Source organism: Hyphomicrobium sp. MC8b (assembly GCF_905067615.1).
Taxonomy (GTDB): Bacteria; Pseudomonadota; Alphaproteobacteria; order Rhizobiales; family Hyphomicrobiaceae; genus Hyphomicrobium_B.
Window position 1 is genome coordinate 2,509,470 of record NZ_LR898465.1, and the last position, 23,336, is coordinate 2,532,805.

15 protein-coding genes and 1 riboswitch are annotated in these 23,336 nt (G+C 60.1%); of the genes, 11 read left to right on the forward strand and 4 right to left on the reverse strand.

The features are described from left to right. On the reverse strand, window positions 1–1,911 hold the full coding sequence (locus ACLB1Z_RS12050) for a hypothetical protein (protein WP_409560074.1): 1,911 nt from the start codon (window positions 1,909–1,911) through the stop codon (window positions 1–3). 449 nt (window positions 1,912–2,360) lie between these two features. Between ACLB1Z_RS12050 and ACLB1Z_RS12055 the strand changes: the two genes are divergently transcribed. The 3 genes from ACLB1Z_RS12055 to ACLB1Z_RS12065 all read left to right on the forward strand — a co-directional run bounded on the left by ACLB1Z_RS12055 (window position 2,361) and on the right by ACLB1Z_RS12065 (window position 5,364). Beyond that, window positions 2,361–2,816 (forward strand): MarR family winged helix-turn-helix transcriptional regulator, encoded by a 456-nt coding sequence (locus ACLB1Z_RS12055; protein ID WP_013947952.1) that lies wholly within the window; start codon window positions 2,361–2,363, stop codon window positions 2,814–2,816. Window positions 2,817–2,945: 129 nt separating this feature from the next. Further along, window positions 2,946–3,956: a helix-turn-helix domain-containing protein gene (locus ACLB1Z_RS12060; protein ID WP_409560075.1), complete on the forward strand. Its 1,011-nt coding sequence runs from the start codon at window positions 2,946–2,948 to the stop codon at window positions 3,954–3,956. A gap of 196 nt (window positions 3,957–4,152) precedes the next feature. After that, window positions 4,153–5,364 carry an extensin family protein gene (locus ACLB1Z_RS12065; RefSeq protein WP_409560076.1) on the forward strand — a complete coding sequence of 404 codons (1,212 nt, stop codon included), beginning with the start codon at window positions 4,153–4,155 and terminating at the stop codon, window positions 5,362–5,364. A gap of 21 nt (window positions 5,365–5,385) precedes the next feature. On the opposite strand, the gene ACLB1Z_RS12070 is transcribed toward ACLB1Z_RS12065, so the two are convergent. From ACLB1Z_RS12070 to ACLB1Z_RS12080, 3 genes are all read right to left on the reverse strand, one after another. Beyond that, on the reverse strand, window positions 5,386–7,893 hold the full coding sequence (locus ACLB1Z_RS12070; RefSeq protein ID WP_409560077.1) for a tetratricopeptide repeat protein: 2,508 nt from the start codon (window positions 7,891–7,893) through the stop codon (window positions 5,386–5,388). 101 nt (window positions 7,894–7,994) lie between these two features. After that, entirely contained in the window at window positions 7,995–11,165 is a 3,171-nt protein-coding gene (locus tag ACLB1Z_RS12075) for an efflux RND transporter permease subunit (RefSeq protein WP_409560078.1), read from the reverse strand. Between the two features lie 15 nt (window positions 11,166–11,180). Further along, window positions 11,181–12,371, reverse strand: a complete 1,191-nt coding sequence (locus ACLB1Z_RS12080; RefSeq protein ID WP_409560079.1) for an efflux RND transporter periplasmic adaptor subunit — start codon at window positions 12,369–12,371, stop codon at window positions 11,181–11,183. 258 nt (window positions 12,372–12,629) lie between these two features. Here ACLB1Z_RS12080 and ACLB1Z_RS12085 point away from each other — a divergent pair, with 258 nt between their 5' ends. From ACLB1Z_RS12085 to atzF, 8 genes are all read left to right on the forward strand, one after another. Continuing rightward, window positions 12,630–13,268: a TetR/AcrR family transcriptional regulator gene (locus tag ACLB1Z_RS12085; RefSeq protein ID WP_409560080.1), complete on the forward strand. Its 639-nt coding sequence runs from the start codon at window positions 12,630–12,632 to the stop codon at window positions 13,266–13,268. A gap of 134 nt (window positions 13,269–13,402) precedes the next feature. After that, window positions 13,403–13,510, forward strand: a riboswitch (guanidine-I (ykkC/yxkD leader). A gap of 200 nt (window positions 13,511–13,710) precedes the next feature. Further along, the gene (locus ACLB1Z_RS12090; RefSeq protein ID WP_409563271.1) at window positions 13,711–14,721 is read left to right on the forward strand and encodes a putative urea ABC transporter substrate-binding protein; all 1,011 of its coding nucleotides are present in this window, start codon (window positions 13,711–13,713) and stop codon (window positions 14,719–14,721) included. Between the two features lie 45 nt (window positions 14,722–14,766). Next, window positions 14,767–15,585: an ABC transporter permease gene (locus ACLB1Z_RS12095; protein ID WP_409560081.1), complete on the forward strand. Its 819-nt coding sequence runs from the start codon at window positions 14,767–14,769 to the stop codon at window positions 15,583–15,585. After that, window positions 15,582–16,418, forward strand: a complete 837-nt coding sequence (locus ACLB1Z_RS12100; protein ID WP_409560082.1) for an ABC transporter ATP-binding protein — start codon at window positions 15,582–15,584, stop codon at window positions 16,416–16,418. The genes ACLB1Z_RS12095 and ACLB1Z_RS12100 overlap by 4 nt, the downstream gene beginning before the upstream one ends. Window positions 16,419–16,521: 103 nt before the next feature. Next, entirely contained in the window at window positions 16,522–17,253 is a 732-nt protein-coding gene (locus ACLB1Z_RS12105; RefSeq protein ID WP_409560083.1) for an urea amidolyase associated protein UAAP1, read from the forward strand. Next, complete coding sequence (locus ACLB1Z_RS12110) at window positions 17,253–17,900, forward strand: urea amidolyase associated protein UAAP2 (protein ID WP_409560084.1); 648 nt, start codon at window positions 17,253–17,255, stop codon at window positions 17,898–17,900. Before ACLB1Z_RS12105 ends, ACLB1Z_RS12110 begins: the two co-directional genes overlap by 1 nt. Window positions 17,901–17,905: 5 nt before the next feature. Then, the gene (gene uca / locus ACLB1Z_RS12115; protein WP_409560085.1) at window positions 17,906–21,526 is read left to right on the forward strand and encodes an urea carboxylase; all 3,621 of its coding nucleotides are present in this window, start codon (window positions 17,906–17,908) and stop codon (window positions 21,524–21,526) included. Next, entirely contained in the window at window positions 21,523–23,307 is a 1,785-nt protein-coding gene (gene atzF, locus ACLB1Z_RS12120) for an allophanate hydrolase (RefSeq protein WP_409560086.1), read from the forward strand. Before uca ends, atzF begins: the two co-directional genes overlap by 4 nt. Window positions 23,308–23,336: the final 29 nt, after the last annotated feature.

A 23,336-nucleotide genomic window follows, 5' to 3' on the forward strand; every position in this document is an offset into this window, starting at 1 on the left:
CTAGGGCGAGGCTTTCACAGTCGAACCGACGACGGCCGCGACGGCCTTGGAGTCGCCCGGCGTCGGCTCGCGATCGGCCGGCTCTTCAGTGGTGCCGGGTGCGTTCTCGATGGCATCCAGCCACTCGGCCGTCCGCGCGAAATCCGGATCGGCGCGAAAGCGTGCGCTCGCCACGAAGCCATCCGAACGGCTGATGGCCTGAGCGATCAGCTTGCGAAATTCGGGCACGTCGAAATAGGACGCGTGCACCAGTTCTTTCCAGGTGAAATACGTGCTGATAGCAGTATCGGCTGTATGCGGTGGTACGGCGAACCGGATTTGCCCGATCGCGTGGCGGAACTTGGCGATCGTCAAACTTGCAGCGGCATTGGAGTAATTTGTGACGAGATCGGCGACCGCCGCAGGAAGGCGCGGCTGAGATTTTTCGACCCACGTCGGCCGGTCCAGGGCACCGATAGCAACCTCGCCGTCTGTGTCGTTGCCGTAAGCGGCGCGCTTTACTTCCGAGTTCGTGATGCCATTCAGGATTTTCGCCAATCCCGCGCTGACCACTGTCGCGATGCCTTGAATCACGACCATAAGAACGAGAGCCAAAATGCCAAGAATGGCTGGAACGATAATCGCGGGCACGAAGATCGTACCAAACCAGCGCAGCCGTGGGTCTCGCAGATCTGTCGTTCCCAGCGCCCAAGATAATTCGTCGGTGACGACGTGCAGCAGAAGGCCGCTGTTTGTCGCGATATCTTCGCCGTTTCCGCAGAGCGTTTCGCAGGGCTGCCCGTTCTTCTCGAAGAAGCGTTTCTTGAAGCGCATTCCCCGTTCGATAGCGTCAAGATTGGGGTATTTCTGCTCAAGTTCGTTGCGTTTCTGGCGATATTGCTGCCACGCAGCCTTCGGATCCGACGGCTTTGGGACCGCCGCACCGCTCTCGGTCTTCACGGCCTCGCCTTCGCCGCGCCAAGCGGCCATCAGCTGGCTGCGAAGATCCTTCAACGCCGCCTCCGCTTCGGGTGAAGCGTTGGCGTCGTAAATCTCGGTTTTCATCCAGTTCGCGATTCCAACCATCTTGGCCGGCGACAGCAGAATGGCAAAATAGATGATCGGCAGTGCAATGACCGATAGGAGCGTGATCGACGAGACGGCAAACGATTTATCAAAAAAATCGAGCTTGGCGTCAGGCAGCAGCGAGAGCCCTTGGATCGCTTCGTCATCGGGATGAGACAGCGGCAACCATCGCGGGGCGAAATTTATGCGGGCACGGCTCGTCGTTCGTTTTCGGTAGCTGAGCAGACTGCGGCGGTCCAGCCAGTGCAGGACGACATAGAAGACCAAGGCCGGTAAGCTTGCAAGAACGCCCGTAAAGATTGATACGCGAGGAAAGACTCCGCCAAACAAGGTTCGTCCGCCGTCGAACTGTGTTGCGATCAGATACACGAGATACATGATCAGCAGCATCATCGAGGCGACGAAGATCACCTTCCGCATCAAGCTCAAACGGGTAAGCAACCAAAGCTCTTTCCGAAGCTTCAGGAATGGCGTGCCGACAGTGATCCAGCGCTTAAGGTTGGCGAGCGGACGGCGGCGGGCGGCGTTGTTCAGCAATGCGTCGGAGACGATGGAGCCGCCGTGGCTATGGCCAACGATGCAATAGGGCTCACTCTTGGTTTCGAGGTCGCGCATGACTTTCGTCAGCCGGTCGCCAGCCTCGCGGCGTTCGACTTCGCTGTTGTCGCCGGCCCAAGAGAATGGAACGAAATTCAGTTCACCGTCCCGCGCCTCGACGCAGGCGCGCATGTCCTTTTCGAACGTGCTACCCGCTTCCCACCACTGCAATTCCGGCATCGGACCGCCGTTCGGATCAGCCGATGTCGGCGCCGCAAACGTTCCGTGCACGGCAATGATCGTCGCCAAAGCCCCCTCCCCTGGTCGCCGCACGTGTCGCGCAGGCCTATGGGCGGATGATGGCGCATCCGACAGAAAGTATCATTCCACGGATGCGATTTGGCGCGCGAAGTCCAGGCCGTGTTGCAGCGAATCCCCTGTCATTTTTTACGTGCAGACGCGAATGGAATGGCTGATGTCTGCGAACAATTCGACCTTCGGCGAAATCCGACGCGCAATGTGAACCTTGTGCGTCAGGCACGTGTGGCATGCCAGCACGCGCGTTTTAGATGCGAGTTTGTTCTCTTGCTCAGAACAATCTGTGCACGTTCACGTTCACCTAAATTTTCCGCAATCTCCCTCACATCCGACTTTCAAGCCCTGATGAGTAGAGAAAACCGAGGCCGACTACTGTTTTCTCCACTGAGCATTTGCGTGCTGATCAATCGCACGCTTTCTTATGGAGGGACACTTCGACAATGAGCCAGCAGCCTGCAGCCCATCTTCAGCGCTCGGTTATTCATCTTCTTCGGCGCGTCGATCAGTGCGCAACGCAGCTTTATTCTACGGAAACGGCCGACAACGACCTGACCCTTCGCCAGCTTGCCATCCTTACGGCGATCTCCCGTCAGGAAAACCTGAGCCAGACCGATCTCGTCACGATTACGGGCATCGACCGTTCTACGGTCGCAGGAATCGTAAGCCGTCTTATCCGCAAGGGCCTACTTGAGCGCAAACGCTCGCCGCTCGACGGTCGCGCCTACTGCGTCCGCCTTTCCAAGCGCGGCGCAAAAGCGATTGCGGGCGCTGACCGCCTCTACTCGCGCGTCGAAAAGAAATTGCTGGCCGGCGTCCCTGCTGCAGAGGCGAGCCAATTTGTCTCGACTCTAAAGTCGATCCTGTCCGCACACGACGAAACGGCAGCGTCTGCATAAAGAATAACCCATCATAACTGCCGACGCCGCCGATAGTTCCATCCGTAGAATTATCGGCGGTTCCTCTCTCTTTGCGTTTGACGTTCCTCCCTCGGCCCGTATCATCTGTGAGCGGGCAGGGATAAAAAAATGTTGCGCATTCTTGAGGATTCCACTCAGTCAGCCGGGGACGAGCTGACAGAATGGTCCATTTCCACATCAGATGTTCATCCGCGCGATCGGTTCGAATACTGGTTCGAGACTAGCCGCAAGGTACTTGGGCCTTTCGAGACGCGGCCAGACCATCCAACACGTTTCGAAGGCGACCTGCGGCATCTGCGGCTGCCCGGCATGGCAATTTCGATTTTTCGCTGCAATGGAATGACGGCGTGGCGCACCAAGCGCCAGGCGGCCCAGCTTGCCGATGTCGTGCACATTGCAGTGCAGCTCGGCGGCAGTGTCCGAATTACACAAGACGGCCGCGAGGCCGAGCTCAAGAATGGCGATCTCTGCATTGTCGATGCTGGGCGTCTCGGCACGTTCGTTCAATCCGCTGATGCTTACTGCCTCGTGATTGAAGTCTCGCGTCGCGATTGCGAAGTGCGACTCGGTCCGCTGGCGCGATGGACCGCGCGGCGGGTCGATGGACGGCACGGCGGCGGCGCACTGGCTTCGACGTTTGCCCAATTGCTGCCCGACCAGCTTTCCTATCTGAGCGCGTCCTCGCAATCGCAGGTCAAGCTGCAGCTGCTTGATCTCGTCGCACTCGCGCTGAAGGATTCCGAAGGTGACGATTTCGTTCATTCATCGGCACGTCTCGCCTCCCTCCTTCGGCTCAAATCCGTCGTCGATGACAACCTATCGAATTGCAGTGCAACATGCGAAGACCTGGCCAACGCTGCCGGCATTTCGGTCCGCTACGCCAATCAATTGCTTGATGCCGAGCAAACATCCCTTCAACGCCTATTATTCAGCAAAAGGATCGAAAAGTGCCAGGCTGCGCTTGCTGACCCGGCGCAAGCGCATCGCCAGATCAGCGACATCGCCTATTCGTGGGGGTTCGGCGACGTCTCGCATTTCGGACGGCTCTTTAAAGCCCTGGTTGGAATGACGCCACGAGATTTCAAAAAGCGTCAGCTCGCCCACGTTGACCGAATTTGAAGAAATCCCGGTCATAATCGGCGTCGGCGGAACTTCACGCCTTTATTAGCGTTTCGAAAGGCCCTCTCGTTCAAAGGGGCTGAGATTTTGCCTTTGCGCGCGGCTGAGGCCATCTGTCGTCAAATTTTGGGGCTATCGAACTTAAGCATTCAAAGCGCATCGGACCCCTCGGGAGCTTCAGCGAATAGGATCCGTCTTGAGCAGGCAACAGGAATTGTTAGCTCTGGCCTTGGCGTTCCGTTCCAAGGCTGCCGTCAAGGCAGATGAACTTGCGGTTCGCTCATCTGTTCTGCTCACGCGCATCGTCTTCTTCGGCCTGCTGCTGCTGCCCTTCTTTGAACCCAACAGCTTCTCCATCGTTCGCGCCGGACGGCTGAGTTCGCCGCCCGCACTTGAGTTGCATGCGCGAGTCGATGTTCCGCCGATTATTCCCTCATCACCGAAGGCGCCAACGCTTCAAGCCGACAGCCCACCTGCCGACAAAAAGGCCGACGCGGCGCCGACGGACAAAGCGGCGGATGCGGCCGGACCGAATTTGCCGGCGTCATCGAATGCGGGCCAGACAGTTCCGACGCTACCCGCCCAGAGCGAGGCTTCGGCGAAACCGGTCCCGCCAGGCAAACAGAGCGCGCCCGATTGGACCGAGGCCGAGATCGCATCGGCGAGGCAGGATTGTACGCGGCTGCTCGGCAAAATAACCGTCGTCAGCGAAGAATTGCCGCCGGTCCGCGAAGGTATTTGCGGCGCGCCGGCTCCGTATCTTCTGAAGGCGGTCGGCGAGAGCAAGGTCAGAATTGAGCCCGCAGCAACGCTCAACTGCCAGATGATCGCAGGGCTCAACTCGTGGGTCACCGACAAGCTCGAGCCCGCCGCGAAAAAAACCTTCGGTTCATCGATCGTGCGCGTCATTGCGGGGTCTTACTCGTGCCGCAACCGCTACGGGCTTGCGCGTGCGCCGATCAGCGAGCACGCGCTGATGAATGCCATCGACGTCTCGGCCTTCGTTCTAGCGGACGGCAAGGTCATCCGCATTTCGAAAGACTGGGGTCCGACGGAGGAAGAATTAAAACGGGCGCAAAAGGCGAGCGATGCCGCAGCGCCCGCCGAGAAAGCCAAGTTCCAGGTTGCCGCTTCCAAGCTCGGCGCGCACGACATCGCCAAGAAGAGCGATGAAAAAGACAAGAGCGACGCGAAATCCAAAGTCGACCCGAAAGCGAAGGCGAAATCTCCGGAAGAGCTAAAGGCGGAGCAGGAAAAGCAGGCCGTGTCGGCCTTCCTGCACCAAGCGCACGATGGCGCCTGCGATATTTTCGATACCGTGCTCGGGCCTGACACGAACGAAGCTCACCGCGATCACCTTCACCTCGACATGAAGGAACGCAGGCGGCATCTGACACTGTGCGAATAGACGCGCTGCTTCAGCTTAGCTCTATTCCGCTGGAATCTTGATCGGAGATGGCGCTATCTGCGCCACCTCATTCTCGATCACGGTGAAAGGACGTGGCGCGTCACCCGCGCGCTTGATGTCGAGCATCATCTCAAACGATCTTTCGAGATTGCGCGTGTATCGTGCTGGGTCGAAAAGCGGTGCGCTTTCTCTATTCGCCGCGAGCTTCTGTCGGATCGCGCCAAGCTTCGTTTTGTTCTGAGCCAATTCCAGCGCCAAGTCGCTGTAATCGGCAAGATTGGTCGTAATCAGCTCGGGCAACTCTATTGCTGACAGCAGACTGGCGGCGACGCGGCCGGCAAACGTGTCGCCGAGACACGTCAGGACCGGCAAACCGGCCCACAGTGCGTCTGTCGTCGTCGTATGGGCGTTACAGGGCAGCGCATCAAGGAAAAGATCGGCAAAGCGATGGCGTGCGAGATGCTCGGCGATTGGCATGCGCTTGGCAAAAACGAGCCGGGTTGGATCGACGCCCCTCGCCTCGGCCTCGCGGCGCAAATTCTCTGCGCACGTCGTATTCGGCACGAGCAGCCATAGCACCGATCCCGGCACCTTTTGCAGCAACGGCATCCAGACGTCGAACATCGTCGCGTTGAGTTTGTAGCTGTTGTTAAAGGAGCAGAACACGAACGCGTCGTCCGGCAATCCGAAGTCGGCGCGCGACATCGGCGCGTCGGAGATTAGGCGCTGTCGATCATTCGGCTGATAACTGTGCGGCAGATGGACGATCTGTTCCGTGTAGAATTCCTGAGCATCCATCGGCGCGACCATCGCGTCGGCGATGAGGTAGTCGATGAACTCGGCGCCCATTGTGCCTGGATAGCCCAGATAGTTCACCTGGATCGGAGCCGCGCGATAGGCAAAAATCTCGCTGCGCGCATCTCGCGTATATCCTTTGAGATCGACAAGGATGTCGATGGCGTCATCATGGATCGACTGCGCCACGTCACGATTGCGCATCGTCCCGATTTTCTTCAAATGCTCGAACGACCGCAACAAGCGCTGGCGTGTGGCACTGTTGTCTTCGGGACTGTGGCAATAGCCAAAGATCTCGAAGCGGCTGCGATCGATCCGCTCTAGCACCTCGGCGAAAAGCATCGCGGTTGCGTGCTCGAAGAAATCGCAGGAGACAAATCCGACGCGGATGCGCTCCCCGGCCCCGAGGCGGCTGCGATAAGAGGTAAACCGCGAAGACGGCGGAACGTCGAATGTTCTGGTGTAGCTCTGTGCTGCCTTGAGTTGATCGCTCGGCTTTGCGCGCAATGCAATCAGCTGGAATGGCGCAATGCTTACGTTTCTCGTCCGGAAGATTTCGAGGCAGACGCGCTCTTCTTCATCCACGCCATCCCAATCGCACATCAATCGCCGCAGATTGATGTATTCGAAGCGATTGACGATCTCGTCGGGCGCGCATTCAAGGCATTTCTGGAAGGCTGCGCGCGCCTCGTCGTAATTTTCGCGCTGCTTCTGGACGATAGCGAGGTTGTAGTATGCATACGCGAGCATCGGATTGAGTTTTATCGCGTGCTCCAGTGCCTGAACGGCGCCAGCGTGCATGTTCATGCCGCTGAGAAGCATGCCGACACAAGCATACCCCTCTGCCCGATTGGGGTCGATCGCGAGACCCGCTTGATAACTCGCCAAGGCATCTTGGCGGTATCCCAGTCCTTCGTACGACAGCGCCAGATTGAAATGATAATCGGCAACACCGGGGTTGGCGACGATTGCACGACGGCCGAGATCAGCCGCCTCCTCAAAGCGCCGATTTTCGCGCAGGTACGTGGCCAAGTGGTCGAACTTCCTGGCGCGCTCCTCGTTAGAATCTGATTGGGCCTCGATTTCGGCGATGCGTGTCCCAGTCAAGCCGAGCATCGTCGAGAGACGCAGATTGAGAGTTTTCGCCTCATTGAGTTCCGGGTCCAGCGCCAACGCTCGGTTGCAATAGGCCGCCGCGGATTCGATGTCGTTCGATTTGAAGAGAAGTTCACCGAGGCGCGCGAGGACGAGCGGCTGGTTCGGTTTTAAGTTGAGAGCGTTGAGGTAGGCCGTCATGGCCTCGGCGTCGTTGTTGGCAACGCGCAAGAGATTGCCGAGAATAGCGTGACCATTCGCGTTCCCCGGCTGCAGAGCCAGGCACTCGCGGCAAGCCTCTATGGCTTCTTTCGAACGGCTCAGCTCGCCAAGGATGATTGCCAGGTTGAGCCACGCCTCGTGATAGTCGGGCTTGGCGGTGACGCTTTGGCGAATGAAATCGACCGCGCCTTCCAGATCGCGGCGCCGGAAGGCGATCAGGCCGAGATGGTGGAGGCTCGGCGGATGCTCAGGAACGAGCGAGAGCACACGACGATGAGCGATCTCCGATTCGTCGAGACGGCCCGCTTTCAAGGATTGCACTGCGTCGTGATAATGCCGGGCGACGTCGGCATTTTGACCGGACTGCGGTGCCGCTCGCGAAACTGCATCTGCGCGCCGCCGCTCTCTTCTATTCATCGTCGCTGCCCGGTCCTCTCAGCCGCATAAAAACGCCGGAGTCGAGTTTGACTCCGGCGTCATGTGCGAGGCTTGCACCGGTGAGGAACCGGCCGAGATTTTTATTCCGCCGGATGCGCGGGCGATTCGCTCTGCTCCGGCCGGCTGCGGCGCAAACTAGAGAGCCAACGACAGACGACGTAAAACACCGGCGTGAAGATCAAGCCGAAGAACGTCACGCCGATCATGCCCGAAAACACCGCCGTGCCGAGAGCCTGACGAAGCTCGGCGCCGGCACCGACTGCCCAGACCAGCGGAACGACGCCGAGAATGAAGGCTAGCGACGTCATGATGATCGGCCGCATTCTGAGTCGTGCGGCTTCCGTTGCCGCCTCAAAGCGGTTTCGGCCCTGACCTTCAAGTTGCTCAGCAAACTCTACGATTAGAATCGCGTTCTTTGCCGCCAAACCTATGAGCACGATGAAGCCGACCTGGGTGAGGATGTTGTTGTCCATACCGCGGATGACGACGCCGGAGATCGACGCGATCAAGCTCATCGGCACGATCAAGATGACCGCAAGCGGCAGCGTCAGGCTTTCAAACTGCGCGGCCAGCACAAGGAACACGAACGCGACGCCGAGCGCGAAAGCGAACACCGCCGTATTGCCGGCGCGGATCTGCTGGAAGGCGAGATCGGTCCATTCGTAGCTAAAGCCGGGCGGCAGTGTTTCATCAGCCATCTTCTCCATGATGCTGATCGCCTGGCCCTGCGAATAGCCGGGCGCCGCCGAACCATCGAGTTCGGCAGCCGGATAGAGGTTGTAGCGCGGAACACGCGACGGACCGGAAATGTCACTCACAGTCACGAACGACCCAAGCGGAACCGTATCGCCGTTGTTGTTTCGGACACGGATATTTAGCGCATCCTGCGGGGTCAGGCGGAAGGCGCCATCAGCCTGCGCAGTGACACGGAACGTGCGTCCCAGGATGTTGAAGTCGTTGACGTAGAGCGATCCCAGATAGGTTTGCAACGCCGAGAAGACGTCCGGAATATTGATGCCGAGCATCTCAGCCTTGACGCGGTCGATGTTGAGAAAGAGCTGCGGCGTTGCCGTCTCAAACAGCGAGAAGACCTGCCGGACGCCTTGCGTCTGGGCTGCTTTGGCCATCATCGCATTGACGGCCTGCTGCAATGCCTGCGAGCCCGCGCCGCTGCGGTCTTCGACCATCATACGGAAGCCGCCAGCGTTGCCGAGACCGCGAACAGGTGGCGGCGCAACGACCAGAACGAGACCTTCCTGAATCGCCGAGAACTTTTTCAGCAGTTCGGTGCGGATATTCGCCGCCGACATTTTGGGATCTTTGGCGCGCTCGGCGAAGTCTTTCAGCACCACGAAGACGGCACCGGTGTTCGACGCGTTGACGCGTGTCGCACCGGAAAAGCCGACGAGGCTGACGCAATGGGCGACGCCGGGAATCTTCAGCGCCATGTCGACGATCCGCCGGTTCACCGCGTCGGTACGCTCGAGCGATGCGGCCGGAGGAAGCTGGACAACGGTAATCAGGTAGCCACCGTCCTGATCGGGAATGAAGCCGACCGGCGTCTTGCGGAACTCGTTCAGGCCAAACGCGATAAGACCCGCATAGATGACGAGCATGATCACTGCGAAGCGAACGGCGCGGCTAGCGAGCCAGCCGTACCCGTGCGAGAGCCTCTCGAAGCTCCAGTTGAACGCATTGAAGAACGCTCGGATCGGCCACGTGATGATGCTGTGGCGTTCGTGCTCGGCGTGCGGCTTCAACAGGAGAGCGCAAAGCGCGGGCGACAGTGTCAACGACACGATCAACGAGATGACGGTCGCGCCCGCGATCGTCAGAGCGAACTGCCGATAGAACTGGCCAGAGATGCCTGTGATGAACGCCGACGGCACGAAGACAGCGCTCAGCACCAGGGCGATGGCGATCAACGCGGTGCCGACTTCTTCCATCGTCCGATATGCGGCTTCGCGTGGACTGAGCCCGTTCGACATGTTGCGTTCGACGTTCTCGACGACGACGATCGCGTCGTCGACGACGATACCAATGGCGAGCACGAGACCGAACAGCGACAGGTTGTTCAGCGAGAAGCCAAACAGCGCCATGAGGAAGAACGTGCCGACAAGGGATACGGGGATCGCCACGATCGGTATGATCGCCGCGCGCCACGTCTGCAGGAACAGCACGACCACGATCACGACGAGCACGATGGCTTCGAGGATCGTATGAACGACGGCATCGACCGACTGCTGAATAAAGTCGGTCGGGTTATAGACGATCGTATACTTGAGGCCCGGCGGGAAATTCTTTGAAATTTCCTCCATCTCGTCTTTGATCTTCTTCGCCGTCTCGATGGCGTTCGAGCCGGGCAGCTGGAAGATGCCAAGACCGACAGCGGCCTGCTTATCGAGATAGGAATTGATGCCGTAATCGAGACCCGCAAGCTCGACCCGCGCGACATCCTTCACGCGGACAACCGAATTCGATGTCTGCTTGACAACAATGTTTCCGAACTCTTTCGGATCCACCAATCGGCCTAACGTCTGCACCGTAATCTGAAAGGCGCCAGGATTTGGCAAAGGTGGCTGATTGAGAACGCCCGCCGCGACCTGAACGTTCTGTCCGCGAAGCGCCGTGACGACGTCGTCGGCGGTCAAGCTTAGCGACTGCAGCCTGTCGGGATCGAGCCAGACGCGCATCGAATAATCGCGGCCGCCAAAGACCGTGACTGAACCCACACCTTGAATACGGCTCAACTGGTCGATGACGTTGACGTTGGCGTAGTTCGAGATGAAGAGCGTATCGCGGGAGTTGTCGGGCGACAACAAATGCACGACCATCATGAGATCGGGCGACGCTTTCGCGACCGTCACACCAATGTTTCGCACGTCGGCCGGCAGTCGGGGAAGCGCGATCTGCACGCGGTTCTGGACCTGAACCTGCGCGATGTCGAGGTTGGTGCCGATATCAAACGTGATCGAAATCGAGAAGCGGCCGTCATTCGTCGAGTTCGACGAAATGTACAGCATGTGCTCGACACCGTTGATCTGCTGCTCGAGCGGCGTTGCGACCGTCGCCGCGACGATACTCGCGCTGGCACCCGGATATTGCCCCGTCACGTTGACGACGGGCGGTGCAATTTCCGGATACTGTGCGATCGGCAAACGGCTGACGGACACCGCGCCGATGATCACAAAAACGATCGAAACGACGGCCGCAAAGATGGGCCGATCGATGAAGAAGTGCGAAAGACGCATGGAACGGTCCGTTCTCTAGTTGGTCCGGACCATTTGGTCCTTCGGGTTCGAAGCGTCTGCCGTCGCCTGTTGGGGCGTCACCTTCGAACCGGGCCGCACGCGCATCAATCCGTTGACGATGATCGTGTCGTCGGCGGTCAGTCCGGCCGTAATGACACGCAAGCCATCAATCACCGGACCGAGGGTCACGTATTTGGGCTTCGCGACGTTGTCCTTGTCGACGGCCAACACAAACTTGCGAACCTGCTCGGTGCCGATGGCATCGTCGGGAACGAGGAGCGCCTCTTCGGGCGGATGGGAAGCGATGCGGATGCGACCGAACATGCCTGGCGTCAGGCGGCCATCGGCATTCTTGAAGACGGCGCGGCCGCGGATCGTGCCGGACGACGGGTTGATGGCGTTGTCGACGAAGTCGATGTGGCCGTGATGCACGAAATCCTTGTCGTTGATCAGCTTCAAGTCAGCATCGAGGCTCAAGCCGCGATCGACGCTGTCGGCGCGCTTGACCGAGGCTGCATCGAGATAGCGGAGGTAAGACGCCTCATCCATCGTGAATTCGAAACGGATCGGATCGACGGAGACGATGGTCGCGAGCAAGGTCGTGTTGCCGCTCGTACCGCCGGTGACGAGGTTGCCGATGGAAACACGACGATCGCCGATGCGGCCGGAGATCGGCGCAGTCAGCTCGGTGAACTCAAGATCCAGCGACGCTTGACGTGTCGAGGCTTCCGCCGCCGTCACATTGGCCTGCGCGACGCGTTCGGCCTGCACCCGCTGATCGAGCGTCTGCTGCGTGATGACGGTCCCGACGGGCAGATTTTTGCCGCGTTCGAGATCGGCCTCGGCGAACGCCAAGTTGGCTTTTCCTTGCGCGATGGACGCTTGGGCCTGATCGAGCGCCGCCTGGAAGGGCCGACGGTCAATCGTGAAGAGCGGATCGCCGACTTTGACCATCTGGCCGTCGGTGAAATGGATCTTGTCGAGATAACCGGAGACACGAGCGCGCACCTCGACATAATCGAGCGCGACGAAGCGGCCGACGTATTCGTCATAGTCGGTCACGACCTTTTTGACCGGCTTGGCGACGGTGACCTGCGGCGGCGGCGGAGGCGCCGTCTGAGCGACGGACTTCTCCTCGCTGCACCCCGACATGGCTGCGGAAAGAAAGAGCAGAGCCGCGACGATGGGAGCGGATCTTTGGAACACGCTGTCTTTCTCCATCACGAAATTTTGCGTCAATGCATCAGCCGAGCGCTTCGGTTAACTCGTGGCATTGAACGTCAGATTCTACGGCGTCACGCACACGGGCGGGCTCGCCGATATAATTTACTCGGACCCCACCCTATGGAGCGCAAGCGCTGAACAACCGAATGACAGGTCCAGGGAGTCATGATAGCGAGTCCCCGACGCAGTTACCGATCGGTAACAGAGCTAACGACGGCTAACTTTTTCGTCAAGAGGGCGATGGGAACCACCCTGGACAAGGACGTGCGCAATTTCAGCGAGTTGCGCTCTGAAATCAGCGCGATCCTGGCCGGGAAGCCGCCGCGCGAGCGAATTTTGCTTGCGGCACGTGAGCTTTTCTATCGGTTCGGCGTGCACATCGTCGGCGTCGAAGCCATCGCCGAGACCGCCCTTACGAACAAAATGACGCTTTACCGGCACTTTCGTTCGAAGGACGACCTCATCGTCGCTTACGTCGAGCAGCTGGCGGGAGAAAATGTCGAAATCCTGGACCGCCTGCTGGGCGAAGGCCTTGGTACGCCCGAACAAAAGCTCACCGCTTGGATCGATCATGTCGAAGATGTTCTATCCAATAAGAGTGAGCGTGGGTGTGCGCTCGCGAACGCCGCAGTGGAGCTCGATCCCGGACATCCGGCACGCGGGGTGATCGAAGCCTACAAGCGGCGGAAGCATGACCGGCTCGTCGAAGTCTTCCGCGCTGCACGCTATCGGGAGCCGGAAAGGCTCGCAGACGAAGTCTTCCTGCTGTTCGAAGGGGCTCGCATCAGCCTGCAGTGCGGCGGCGCCGGACCGGCGTCGCGTCTCGTTGCCATGCTGCGCAGCCTTCTCGCCGCCAGCCCCCGCGATGCTGCAAAATAATCGCCGAACGCCGACGGCATGCTCATGCACTAGGCGCCGTGCTCAAGTGATTAGCAGAGCTCCGCGCAAACACCGCGATAAAATCACGTATTTTCGACGAATATGAACTGGCACAGCTTGTGCAGCGCAGCGATGCATAACGCCTCTAGGGTTCCGGCTTTTCCAAGTGTCAGGTCCGAGAGAGGCTCTCCCGCCTCGCGAGCAGCGCGGCGGAGCCACGGCGGGATAAAAGCCCGGGAGACCTACACCGCGAGTTGCTTCGGCTCTCGAACGGACAGGCCTCCCTCTGTGCGCATTTTCCGCGCGTATTCGAGGATCCCCGCCCGCTTCCTGAACCGGCGCCCTTGCGGTCTGATTTGAGTGACCAGCACAAGGACAGGGGTCAGCAATGCGCTATTCCGTCACGACAATTCTGAAAGCTGTGATTGGCGCCGCGGCCGTGATGGGGTTTGCCCTATCGCCGGCCAACGCCGCCGAGAAAAAAGACTTCAAGGTCGCCTGGTCGATTTATGTCGGCTGGATGCCGTGGGGATACGCGGCCGATTCCGGCATCGTGAAGAAGTGGGCCGACAAGTACGGCATCAACATCGAAGTGAAGCAGTTCAACGACTACGTTGAATCGATCAACCAATACACGGCCGGCTCTTTCGATGCCGTGACCGTTACGAACATGGACGCTCTTTCTATTCCGGCAGCAGGCGGCGTCGATACGACGGCCGTGATCGTGGGTGACTTCTCGAACGGCAACGACGCGATCATCCTGAAGAACAAGGACAAGCTCGCCGACATTAAGGGACAGAACGTCAATCTCGTCGAGTTCTCGGTTTCGCATTATCTGCTGGCCCGAGCACTGCCGACCGTCGGGCTCGCCGAAAAGGATCTGAAGGTCGTCAACACGTCCGACGCCGATATGGCAGCAGCTTACAAGACGCCCGACGTGACAGCGGTCGTGACCTGGAAGCCGATCGTCTCGACGATCCTGGAATCGCCTGACGCGCACAAGGTGTTCGACAGCTCGCAGATCCCCGGCGAGATCATCGACCTGATGGTCGTGAACACAAACGTCCTGAAGGACAATCCGAAATTCGCGAAGGCGCTCGTCGGCATCTGGTACGAGACGCTGGCAGCGATGAAGGACGGAACCACGGCGAAGGAAGCGATGGCAAAAGCTTCTGGCACCGATCTCAAGGGCTTCGATGAGCAGCTTGCGACGACGATGCTCTTCTCCGCTCCGAAGGACGCCGTGGCCTTCACGACGGGCGAGCAACTCAAGAAGACGACGGAACTCGTCTCGAACTTCCTGTTCGAGAAGGCGCTGCTCGGCAAGGACGCGAAGTCGGCCGGCGCGATCGGCGTCGAATTTCCCGACAAGACCGTCTTCGGCGACAAGGGGAACGTGAAGTTCCGCTACGACGCGTCGTTTATGAAAGAAGCGGAAGACGGCAAGCTCTAGGCTCGCACACGTCTCATCCCACAATAATCGCAGGAAGGCGGATGCATGCGCGCCATAAACTATCGTCCTGACAGAACGTGGCGGCTTGCGCTTGCCCTCCTGCCATTCGCACTTCTAATTCTGGCCTACATGATCGGGTCAGGCATCCGACTGGCGGAAAACCCGAACGACAAGCTCCTGCCGAGCTTCTCGAAAATGGGCCAGGCCATCGACGACTATGCACTGAAGCCCGACGCGCGCACCGGCGACTATCTTTTATGGGAAGACACGACCGCGAGTTTGACGCGGCTCGTTACGGGGCTTGCGATCTCAACGATCATAGCGCTGGTTCTCGGCATCGTGCTCGGCTTACTGCCGGTCGCAGGCGCAACGTTCGGGCCGGTCATTGCCGTCTTATCTATGGTGCCGCCGCTCGCCTTGTTACCTATTCTTTTTATCATCATGGGCCTCGGCGAAGCTTCGAAGATTACACTTATTGTCGTCGGCACGTCGCTGAAGCTGATCCGCGACATCGCTTTGCGCGTCGAAGACATTCCACGCGAGCAGCTGATCAAAGCGCAGACGCTCGGCGCATCGAGCATGCAGATCGCGCTGCGTGTGATCCTGCCGCAGACACTGCCGCGTCTCCTCGACTCCGTGCGCTTCGAGATCGGACCAGCGTGGTTGTTCCTGATCGCGGCCGAAGCCATCGCGGCAGATGCCGGCCTTGGTTATCGCATCTTCCTCGTGCGCCGCTATCTCTCGATGGATGTGATCCTGCCGTATGTCGCGTGGATCACCTTCCTCGCCTTCCTGATGGATCTTGGTTTGCGCATCCTGCAACGGAAGGCTTTCCCGTGGTTTGCTCAAGCGAGGGCTCAATGAGCGCAATTGTCTTCGATAAGGTCTGGAAGGAATACGGCGATCACGTCGTTCTGGAACAGATCGATCTCAGAATTGCGCCGCGTGCCTTCGTGGCGCTCGTCGGTCCGTCGGGCTGCGGCAAGACCACCTTTCTGCGCATGCTGCTCGGAGAAGAGAAGCCGACGCGCGGAAAAATCACGGTCGCCGGTCAACCTCTGAAGCCCGAGCCTGATGCGGATCGTGGTGTCGTGTTTCAGCGCTATTCGGTGTTCCCGCACCTGACAGTGCTCGGCAATGTCGTCATCGGGCGAGAATTTGAGAAAAGCGGCGGCCTCGGCCGACTGTTCGGTTCGAAGCGCAGGCAGGCCGAAGAAGAGGCTCGCGAGTTGCTCAAGGCGGTCGGGCTTTCGGGAAACGAGAAGAAATATCCGTCGGCGTTATCGGGCGGCATGCAGCAACGCTTGGCGCTCGCGCAGGCGCTGATGCGGCGGCCGAAGATCCTGCTGCTCGACGAGCCGTTCGGAGCGCTCGACCCCGGCATTCGCGCCGACATCCACGTTCTGATGCGCCGCATCTGGAATGAATCGGAACTGACCGTCGTGATGGTCACGCACGATTTGCGCGAGGCCTTCGCGCTCGGGACGCGCATCATCGCCTTCGAACGTACGCGTGATCGTCCCGAAGAAGCCGAGCGCTATGGCGCGCGCCTGTCGGCCGACATCACGCCGGGCATGAACGGCGTCGTGTTGCCCCAGGGCGCGACCATCACCAAGGACATCGATATTTGGCCGCCGAAAATCGCGGGGTCGCCCGCCATTCCGGCGGATGGCGGGCATTCGGAGTCGCGTTCGTAAGACGACATGCCTCCGCCAGGGACGACCCTGGCGGCTATGACCAACCCGGGACGGCCCGGACCGGCACGCAAAGAGTGGAGTGCTCTTGCGTTGGGAGTCGACGATGGGAAACCTGATCTATACCGATACGCTACCGGGCGGTAAGCACTGGTCGTTGCTTATGCGGCGCAATATGCGACTGCGGCTGACGGACGTCGAAGGCGGCGCCAATATCGGCATGCTGTTCTACAATCCGCAAAACCTTCTGGAGCGCTACAACGCGCCCGATACGCTCAAATGTCAGCACACGTTCAAGCTGACGACGGGTCATTGCCTCTACTCCGACATGGGGCGCATCTTTTGCTCGATCGTCAGCGACACGTTTGGCTGGCACGACACGGTCTCGGGCAACGCGACGAAAGCCACCGTCACGCGCAAGTGGGGCGAGAAGAGCTATCAGGCCGCGCGCAACGACTGGCAGCAGAATGGCCACGATAGCTTCCTCGTCGAAGGTGCGAAATACGGCCTGACGCGGCGCGATCTCGCGGCGAACGTCAACTGGTTCAGCAAGGTCGTCGTCGCGGATAGTGGTGCGATGTCGCTCGATTCCGCTGCGGCGAAGGCCGGTTCGCAGGTCGAGCTGCGTTTCGAGATGGAAACGCTGGTGCTGTTCCACACCTGCCCGCATCCGTTCAATCCTGCCAACAGCTATCCGCGCAAAGCGGTGGGATTTGAAATTTTTGAAGGGCCGCCCGCCTCTGAGGATGATCCAGCGCGCCTTTCGCGTCCCGAGAATGGCCGCGGCTTCGAAAACAACCGGATCTTTCTCGCCGGCTGCTGCGAGGAGGCGCACTGATGATCAAAGAAAGCACATTCCGCGATGCCGACGCGATCTATCGGCGTGTCGTTCCGGCTGGCGATTACTGGATGCACGTCGTCCGCGCGGGCGAGACGTTTCGCATTCTCGATCTCGAAGGCAACCAGGCCGCCGATACGCTGTTTTTCAACGCCGATAATCCCGGCGAGCGTTATTCGGCATCCGATACGATCCGCGAGCAGGGCAACATTTATCTGACGGCGGGAACGGTTCTGCTGTCGGACCTCTGCCGGCCGATGCTGACGATCACGGCCGATACCGTCGGCCGCCACGATACACTCGGCGGGGCGTGCGCGACCGAGAGCAACACGGTCCGCTATGCGCTCGAAAAGAAATCGATGCATGCTTGCCGCGACAGCTACATGCTGGCGATCGCGGAGAACGAGCAGTACGGACTTTCGAAGCGCGACATCGGCCACAACATCAACTTCTTTATGAACGTTCCCGTGACGCCCGATGGCGGTCTGACGTTCGAAGACGGGCTGTCGGCGCCCGGCAAGTATGTCGAGATGACGGCGCACATGAACGTCATCGTACTGATCTCGAACTGCCCGCAGCTCAACAATCCGTGCAACGCCTACAATCCGACGCCGATTGAAGTACTCGTCTGGGCGAAGGGGGCGTAACGCAGATGTTTCGCAAAGTTTTGATCGCCAATCGCGGCGCGATTGCCTGCCGGATCATCCGGACGCTCGACCGGATGGGCATCGCGAGTGTCGCCGTCTATTCGGAAGCGGATCGTCATTCGATGCACGTCATGCAAGCGGGAGAGGCCATCGCCATCGGCCCCTCACCTGCGGCAGAAAGCTATCTGAAGTATGACGTCATTCTTGAAGCGGCGAAGAAGACGGGCGCCGAGGCCATCCATCCGGGTTACGGCTTTCTGTCCGAGAATCCCGACTTTGCGGAAGCCTGCGAAAAAGCCGGCATCGCATTCATCGGCCCGAAGGCGCAGCACATGCGTGCCTTCGGCCTGAAGCACAAAGCGCGCGAACTGGCGCTCGAAGCGAACGTGCCGCTGGCGCCGGGCTCGGGGCTTATTCGCGATGTCGAGCATGCGAAAAGCGAAGCCCAGCGCATCGGCTATCCGGTGATGATCAAGAGCACGGCGGGCGGCGGTGGCATCGGCTTGCAGCTCGTCTCGTCCGCCGACGAGATTGCGCCGATGTTTGAGCGTGTCGAGCGTCTCGCTCGTAACAACTTCAAGGACGCTGGCATCTTCCTGGAGAAGTATGTGGCGCGCGGGCGGCACATCGAAGTGCAGATCTTCGGCGACGGCAAGGGCAACGTCGTCTCGCTCGGCGAGCGCGATTGCTCGGCACAACGGCGCAATCAGAAAGTCATCGAAGAGACGCCTGCTCCCGACCTGCCGGAGGCAACGCGCACGGCGCTTTGGGACACGGCGCGGCGTCTGTGCCAGTCGGTGAATTACGAAAGCGCAGGAACGGTCGAATATCTCTACGACGCTGAGACAAACGAATTCTATTTTCTAGAAGTCAACACGCGGCTTCAAGTCGAGCATGGCGTGACGGAAGAAGTCTTCGGCGTCGACCTCGTCGAGTGGATGGTGCGGCAAGCGGCGAACGAGTTGCAGCTTCCGGCGCAAGCGACGCTTTCTCCAAAAGGTGCGTCGATTCAGGTTCGCCTTTATGCCGAAGATCCTGGCCGCGATTTTCGTCCGAGTTCGGGCAGTCTGACGGAGGTCACCTGGCCACCTCAGACACGCATCGAAACGTGGGTACAGAGCGGATCAGAAGTCTCTCCGTTTTACGATCCGATGATCGCCAAGATCATCGTCAATGGCGCATCGCGCGAAGAAGCGCTATCTCGATTGCAGACTTCGCTCGATGCGACGCGCATCGGCGGGCTTGAAACCAACCTCGATTATCTGCGTCAGCTTTCGCGCTCGGAGGTGTTCGACACCGGTCAGATGCTGACGCGCACGCTGCAGACGTTCGTTTATGAAGCGGAGACGATCGAGGTTCTCTCTCCCGGCACTCAGACGACGATCCAGGATTGGCCGGGACGCGTCGGCTATTGGGCCGTTGGCGTACCGCCTTCGGGGCCGATGGATCCGCTGTCGCATCGGCTCATCAATCGCCTGCTCGGCAACGAAGAGAGCGCAGCGACGATCGAGACCACGCTTGCCGGCCCGACGCTGCGCTTCAATACCGATACGACTGTTTGCCTGGGGGGCGCCGAGCTTGCCGCAACGCTCGATGGCGAGCCGGTGGCTTATTGGCAGCCGTTCGCCGTCAAGGCCGGGCAAGTTCTGAAAGTCGGCGGCGTTAAAGGTCCTGGCGTACGCGCGTACATCGGCGTTCGCGGCGGCATCGATGTTCCGAGCTATCTCGGCAGCAAATCGACATTCACGCTCGGCAAATTCGGTGGCCACGGCGGCCGCGTGCTGATGACCGGGGACGTGCTTCATGTCGGCACGGAGGCGAGCCAACCGCCGGTGCCCGGCCTTTCTGCCGACCTCATGCCGCCGCTGACGCATACCTGGGAGATCGGCGTTCTCTATGGGCCGCACGGCGCGCCAGACTTCTTCGCGCCGGAGTACATCGACACGTTTTTCTCGGCAGATTGGGAGGTCCATTACAATTCGAATCCGACCGGCATTCGCCTGATCGGACCGAAGCCCGTGTGGGCGCGGACCGACGGCGGCGAAGCGGGACTGCATCCAAGCAACATTCACGACAATGCCTACGCCATCGGTGCGGTCGACTTTACGGGCGACATGCCGGTGATCCTCGGCCCCGACGGTCCGTCACTCGGCGGTTTCGTCTGTCCAGTGACGATCGTGCAGGCGGAACTTTGGAAGATGGGGCAATTGCGCCCTGGCGATAAAGTCCGCTTCGTGCGGTTGACGCCCGCAGCCGCGGCGGCTCGACTGGGAAAGCAAGCAGCGGAAGTCGCGTCGCTGAAGTCCATTGCAGCACCCTCGTTTCCGAACGGCAAGTGGGGCGCCGACGATTGCGTGATCGGTAGCCGCGAAGCGTCGGGCGACAACCCGCGCGTCGTCTATCGCCGTGCCGGCGACGCCTACATGCTCGTCGAATACGGGCCTATCACTCTCGACTTCACGCTGCGGTTCCGCGCACACGCTCTGATGACGGCGCTCGAACAGCGCAAGCTTGCCGGCATTCTCGATCTGACTCCCGGCATCCGTTCGCTGCAGATCCATTACGACGGTACGACGTTGCCGCTGGAAGATTTGCTGGCGGAGCTCTCGGCCATCGAAGACACGCTTGGCGATCTGAGTGATGTCGAGGTGCCGTCGCGCATCGTTCATCTGCCGCTGTCTTGGAATGATCCGGCGGTGCAGAAGACAATTGATAAGTACATGCAGGGCGTTCGGCCGGATGCGCCGTGGTGCCCGTCGAACATTGAGTTCATCCGGCGGATCAACGGCCTCGATTCCATCGAAGATGTTCTTCGCATCGTCTTCGACGCGACGTATGTCGTGCTCGGCCTTGGCGATGTCTATCTTGGCGCGCCGGTGGCGACGCCGTTCGATCCGCGCCATCGCCTCGTGACCACGAAGTACAATCCGGCCCGGACGTGGACGCCGGACAACGTCGTCGGCATCGGCGGCGCGTACATGTGCATCTACGGCATGGAGGGACCGGGCGGCTATCAGCTCTTCGGGCGGACGTGCCAAGTCTGGAATACCTACCGGACGACGGAGGCTTTCGAGGCCGGTTCGCCGTGGCTGTTGCGCTTCTTCGACCAAATCCGGTTTTACCCAGTTTCCGGCGAAGAGCTTCTGGCCTTCCGCGACGGGTTTCTCGAAGGTCAAGTGGACGTCAAAATTGAACCTTCGACGTTCAGCCTGAAGGACTATCAGGCGTTCGCCGCCGAAAACGCCGAGACGATTGCGGCTTTCAAAGCGCGGCAGCAGGCGGCTTTTGAAGCGGAGCGGGCGCGCTGGCAACAGAGCGACCAGGAAGGGGCGGCTAGCTCGGCCGACACCTTCGAGGACCATGACGCCGATGCCGCGTTGCCGCCGGGGGCGACTGCGGTAGAAAGTCCTGTGCCGGGGAGTGTCTGGAAAGTCCTTGTCGAACCGGGTACCGCGGTTTCCGAAGGCGAGACATTGATTATCGTCGAGTCGATGAAGATGGAAATGGCCGTTCCTGCGCCGACCAGCGGCGTCGTTCATGAGGTTCGATGTGCCGAAGGTCGGCCGGTTTCGCTCGGACAGACACTCGTCATCTTGAAAGAATTGCAGGCGGAGGCGACGGCGTGACTTTATCGCTCGATATCGGCAATCTGACCGCGCTCTATGAAGCGAAGAAGATTACGCCGGAAGCCGTCATCGACGAGATTTACGCGCGTATTCAGGCCAAAGGCGTGCAGCCCGACTGGATCACGCTGGTCGACAAGGAAGCGGCAAAGGATCGAGCGCGGCGCATCACGCAAGGACCGCTCTACGGCATCCCGTTCGCCGTCAAGGACAACATCGACGTCGCCGGACTTCCGACAACGTGCGCCTGCCCTGCCTTTGCGTACACACCGGAGCGATCGGCGACCGTCGTCCAGAGGCTCGAAGCCGCCGGTGCGATTTTGATCGGTAAGACCAATCTCGATCAGTTCGCGACGGGCCTCAACGGAACGCGCTCGCCCTATGGCATCCCGGCGAGCGTGTTTGACCCGGAGTATATTTCCGGAGGATCGAGTTCAGGTTCGGCTGTCGTCGTTGCGGGCGGTCTCGTGTCGTTCTCGCTCGGCACGGACACGGCCGGATCGGGACGTGTGCCGGCTGCCTTCAACAACATTGTCGGACTGAAGCCGACGAAAGGCCTGATCTCGACGCGTGGCGTCGTGCCAGCCTGCAAAAGCCAGGACGTGGTTTCGATCTTCGCCCTGACAGTTGCGGACGCTGCCAGGGTTGCTGAGACCGCCATTGGGTTCGACAAGGACGATTGCTTCTCGCGCGCCGATGCGCCGCCGTTCACGGTCGAGAGTGTCGGGCGCCCTTTGAAGGTCGGCGTACCGAATTCGCCCCTTTCGTTCTTCGAGGACAGCGAATACCGCCGGCTCTATCTCCATACGATCGATCGTCTCGCGGGCCTGGGCGTCGAAATCACGCCCTTCAACTACACGCCATTTCGCGACACGGCGGCGATGCTCTATGACGGACCGTGGGTCGCGGAACGTTTGTTCGCCACCGAAGATCTGGCCGAACACGACCTTAATCCGGTGGTCGCCGATATTGTTCGCGGCGGCAAAGCCAAGACCGCGCTGCAAACCTTCGAGAGCATGTATCGCCTCGCCGAGCTTCGTCGCGCTGCGGACGCCGAATGGAAGCGCATGGACGTCATGGTCCTGCCGACGGCCGGCACGACGTACAAGATCGCCGACATGCTGGCCGATCCGGTCCGGCTCAATTCGAACCTCGGGGCCTATACGAACTTCGTCAATCTTCTTGATCTTTCGGCGCTCGCGGTTCCGGCCGGATTCCGCGAGGACGGCATTCCGTTCGGCGTGACCCTCATCGGCCGGGCGTTTGCCGACGGCAAGCTCGCGACGATCGGCGATGCCGTGCACCGGGCACTGCTCGATGCCAAGCTCGGCGCCACCGACGCAGCATTGGGCGATACGATGCGGGTCGCGGTTCGTCCGGCCAAGAAAAAGACCGTGCAGGTCGCCGTCGTCGGCGCGCATCTCAGCGGGCAGCCGCTCAACGGCCAGCTGACAGAGCGCGACGCCATCTTCCGCGAGACATCGCGAACTGCTGCCGGTTATCGGCTCTATTCCTTGCCGGGGACAACACCGCCCAAGCCGGGACTCGTTTATGAAGGCACCGGGCCGGGCGCGATCGAGGTCGAGATCTGGGAAATGGATGACGCCGCCTTCGGATCGTTTGTGGCGTTGATCCCGGCGCCGCTCGGCATCGGAACGCTGGTGCTCGAAGACGGGCGACGCGTCAAAGGCTTCCTGTGCGAGAGCCACGCCACTGTCGGCGCCGAGGACATTACGAATTTCGGCGGCTGGCGCGCCTGGCTTAACCGGACGGCCGTCGCTTGACGCGGCCTCCTCTCGATCTAATTAGTAAC

Coding starts and splice junctions, on each gene's coding strand:
- ACLB1Z_RS12075 (WP_409560078.1), bottom strand. CDS start 11,165: ATGCGTCTTTCGCACTTCTTCATCGATCGGCCCATCTTTGCGGCCGTC.
- ACLB1Z_RS12095 (WP_409560081.1), top strand. CDS start 14,767: ATGCGCGCCATAAACTATCGTCCTGACAGAACGTGGCGGCTTGCGCTT.
- ACLB1Z_RS12085 (WP_409560080.1), top strand. CDS start 12,630: ATGGGAACCACCCTGGACAAGGACGTGCGCAATTTCAGCGAGTTGCGC.
- ACLB1Z_RS12055 (WP_013947952.1), top strand. CDS start 2,361: ATGAGCCAGCAGCCTGCAGCCCATCTTCAGCGCTCGGTTATTCATCTT.
- ACLB1Z_RS12110 (WP_409560084.1), top strand. CDS start 17,253: ATGATCAAAGAAAGCACATTCCGCGATGCCGACGCGATCTATCGGCGT.
- ACLB1Z_RS12090 (WP_409563271.1), top strand. CDS start 13,711: ATGGGGTTTGCCCTATCGCCGGCCAACGCCGCCGAGAAAAAAGACTTC.
- ACLB1Z_RS12070 (WP_409560077.1), bottom strand. CDS start 7,893: ATGAATAGAAGAGAGCGGCGGCGCGCAGATGCAGTTTCGCGAGCGGCA.
- ACLB1Z_RS12105 (WP_409560083.1), top strand. CDS start 16,522: ATGGGAAACCTGATCTATACCGATACGCTACCGGGCGGTAAGCACTGG.
- uca (WP_409560085.1), top strand. CDS start 17,906: ATGTTTCGCAAAGTTTTGATCGCCAATCGCGGCGCGATTGCCTGCCGG.
- ACLB1Z_RS12100 (WP_409560082.1), top strand. CDS start 15,582: ATGAGCGCAATTGTCTTCGATAAGGTCTGGAAGGAATACGGCGATCAC.
- ACLB1Z_RS12060 (WP_409560075.1), top strand. CDS start 2,946: ATGTTGCGCATTCTTGAGGATTCCACTCAGTCAGCCGGGGACGAGCTG.